This window comes from Streptomyces swartbergensis (assembly GCF_002148965.1).
In the GTDB taxonomy this organism is placed as follows: domain Bacteria; phylum Actinomycetota; class Actinomycetes; order Streptomycetales; family Streptomycetaceae; genus Streptomyces; species Streptomyces swartbergensis.
On sequence record NZ_NGFN01000540.1, the window covers coordinates 1 to 3,450 of the forward strand.

Annotated in this window: 2 protein-coding genes and 1 pseudogene; all 3 read left to right on the forward strand. The window is 73.4% G+C overall.

The genetic code is table 11. The features are described 5' to 3' along the window. A pseudogene (locus tag CA983_RS48630) lies at positions 1-165 on the forward strand (DNA polymerase III subunit gamma/tau); the annotation flags it as partial. A 126-nt stretch (positions 166-291) separates the two neighbouring features. Next, positions 292-1,542: a phosphoribosylamine--glycine ligase gene (gene purD, locus CA983_RS41725; protein WP_086605861.1), complete on the forward strand. Its 1,251-nt coding sequence runs from the start codon at positions 292-294 to the stop codon at positions 1,540-1,542. Positions 1,543-2,061: 519 nt separating this feature from the next. Further along, positions 2,062-3,450, forward strand: a 1,389-nt coding sequence (locus CA983_RS41730; protein WP_244207325.1) for a M48 family metalloprotease, incomplete at its 3' end; no start/stop codon positions are given.

A 3,450-nucleotide genomic window follows, 5' to 3' on the forward strand; every position in this document is an offset into this window, starting at 1 on the left:
CTCCAATTGTGGCCCCCTGACCGGCCGCCCCGGTCCGTCTCCGTCGAGGACGACATCCCCGAGGACGACGACCCCGACCTCGACGAGTCGGCCCTCTCCGGCCAGGAGCTGATCGTCCGGGAGCTGGGGGCGACGGTGGTGGAGGAGTTCTCGAACGAGCCCTGAGCGGCCGGACAGGCCCGGGCCGGCCGGTCAGGGGGCCACAATTGGAGGAACCTCCAGTCCAAGATCCCCGGCTCCTTCGGCGGCCCGCACAAGAGGAGCCCGCCGCCTCCCGTTAGGCTGACCCCCGTGAAGGTCCTCGTCATCGGCAGCGGCGCCCGCGAACACGCCCTGTGCCACTCCCTGTCCCACGACCCCGACGTCACCGCGTTGCACTGCGCCCCCGGCAACGCCGGCATCGCCGAGGTCGCCGAGCTGCACCAGGTCGACGCCCTGGACGGCGCGGCCGTCACCGAGCTGGCCACGCGGCTCGGCGCGGACCTCGTGGTCGTCGGCCCGGAGGCGCCGCTGGTCGCCGGTGTCGCCGACGCCGTCCGCGAGGCCGGCATCCCGGTCTTCGGCCCGTCCGGGCAGGCTGCCCAGCTGGAGGGCTCCAAGGCCTTCGCGAAGGACGTCATGGCGGCGGCCGAGGTGCCCACGGCGAGGTCGTACGTCTGTACGACCCCCGAGGAGGTCGACACGGCCCTCGACGCCTTCGGTGCCCCATACGTCGTCAAGGACGATGGGCTCGCGGCCGGCAAGGGCGTCGTCGTCACCGACGACCTGGAGACGGCCAAGGCCCACGCCGCCGCCTGCGAGCGCGTGGTCATCGAGGAGTACCTCGATGGCCCCGAGGTCTCCCTGTTCGCCGTCACGGACGGTGAGACGGTCGTGCCGCTCCAGCCCGCCCAGGACTTCAAGCGCGCGCTGGACGGCGACGAGGGCCCGAACACCGGCGGCATGGGGGCGTACTCCCCGCTGCCGTGGGCCGACCCGAAGCTGGTCGACGAGGTGATGCAGACCGTCCTGCAGCCGACCGTGGACGAGATGAAGCGCCGCGGCACGCCGTTCTCCGGGCTGCTCTACGCCGGACTCGCGATCACCTCCCGCGGCGTGCGCGTGATCGAGTTCAACGCCCGTTTCGGCGACCCCGAGACCCAGGTCGTCCTGGCCCGGCTGAAGACGCCGCTGGCCGGTCTCCTCATGGCGGCGGCCACGGGCAACCTCGCCCACCTGGAGCCACTGCGCTGGAGCGACGAGGCGGCCGTCACCGTGGTCATCGCCTCGCACAACTACCCCGGCACCCCGCGCACCGGCGACCCGATCAGCGGTCTCGACGAGGTCGCCGCCCAGGACGCTCCGCACGCGTACGTGCTGCACGCCGGCACCAAGCGCGACGGTGACGCGATCGTCAGCGCGGGCGGCCGCGTCCTGTCCGTCACGGCCACCGGCAAGGACCTCACCGAGGCCCGCGACCGCGCCTACACGGCCGTCGGCCGCATCCGGCTCGATGGTTCCCAGCACCGCACGGACATCGCCGCGAAGGCGGCAGGCGCGTAACCGGCAACCCCGCCGCAACCGGCAACCCCGCCGCCACTCCGTGACCCCGGCACCYGGAGCCACCGTCACCCGGTAACCCCGGAACCCGGAACCGCCATCACCCGGTAACCCCGGAACCCGGAGCCACCGTCACCCGGTAACCCCGGCACCCGGCGTCTCCGCCACTCGTCAACCCCGCCATTCGTCAACCCCGCCACCCGGCATCACCCCAACGCGGGAAACCGACCCGCTCGGTGAACCTCACAGGCCCCGGATCCGTCTCAGGATCCGGGGCCTGAAGTTTTCGGTATGCCGGCCTGATCCTCGCTGTCCGTCATCCACCTCTCCCCAAAGCCATTCCATCGAGTGACCGATGCCTTATCCGGCTGACGGGGGGCGGAGCCCCAACTAGGGTGCGGCGCAAGCGTTCCGGCACTTGGCCCACCGGCATTGCGATGTCAGTGGCCGGTGCCACAGTGGGGGAGTGAGCAAGGACAGCGTCAGGTCAACGGGGAGGGGGTGAGGTCGGTCGTGACCGGAATGGGTGTGGAGGCAGGCGCGCAGGTCGCGCGGTCACGGGCGCTCGTCGTGCTGCGCATGCGCAGCCGCGCACTGGCCGTCGCTCTGCTGCCCGCCGCCGTCGCCGTGATCCTGCTCGCGGGCGCCGCCACCGGCCGTCTCGTCGGCCCAGGCTGGGATGCCGCCCGCTGGATCCTGACGCCGGTCGCGGTTCTCGTGCTGCTCGCCGCCGCGGGTATCGCCCTGGTCATCGCCCGGGCCCGCCCGGCCATGAGCCCGACCATCCCGATCACCGAGGAGGCGGCCGCCGACCTGTACCGGATGGTGCGCGACCTCGCCGACCGACTCGACGTCCCCGCGCCCTCCGCGATAGCGCTCACGCCGGACTGCGACAGCTGGCTGGAGGACCGTACCCACCGCGCCCACGGCCCGCCCCCCGCCGAGGAGCACGACGACATAGCGGGCGGCGGGAGACACACGCACCGCCGTCACCCGGTCTCGCCGGTCCTCGTCATCGGCTCGCCCTTCCTGTGGTGGATGCGGGTCGGCGAGCTGCGTGCGGTCCTCGCCCCGGTCGTCGCCGGTACGGGCCCCTCGGCGCACCCGGACATAGCCGCCGCCCGGCGCTTCGTCCGGGGTCTGGACGCCGCGGTGGCCGTGGCCTCGGCGCCGCACCGCGGACCGGTGTCACGGGCCGTGCTGGCCGGGGTCGGCTGGGTGGCCCGACTGCTGCTGCGCAGTTGCCGTGTGCACGCCTCCGAGATGGAGCGGGGCGTGGCGGCCGCGGCCGCGGAGCGTGCACAGGCTGTGGATTACGGACTGCGGATCGTCGCCCAGGAGCAGGTGGGCCTGGCGTACGCGGGCTGGGACCGGCTGCTGACCCGGGTCGCGCTGCCGGCCTGGCGGATGGGCCGCTGGCCGTCCCGGCTGGACGCCGGGGTCGTGGCGGCGCTCACGGAGCTGTCCCGGCGTGACCGCCTGGCCGAGGGCTTCGCGTCCCGTCTCGGTGAGCGGCCCGCCTGCGATCTGCTGGAGGAGCCGGGCGCGGTCGACGAGGCCGCCTCCCTCCTCGCCGCTCGCCTCTTCCACGGCGGCCCCGCGGGGCCCGGGCCCGACTGGTCGCCGGTGGGCTGGAGCGAGTATCCGGAGGAGGTCGTGGACCGCAAGTGGCGCATAGACGCGGCCCGTCTCCACCGCGTCCTGGACGCCATGGGAGTCCGCCCGGCCCCGGGAAGCACGGCCCCCCACACCGGCGGCCCGACCCTGTCCCGCGTCCTCGACCATCTGACGGACCGAGCGGACCATCTGACGGACCGAGCGGACCACCTGACGGACCGAGCCGGAGAGACCCCCTTCACCGATCGAAGCCCCGAACCACCCCCCGACGACGAAGAAGACCTCTCCGGCACC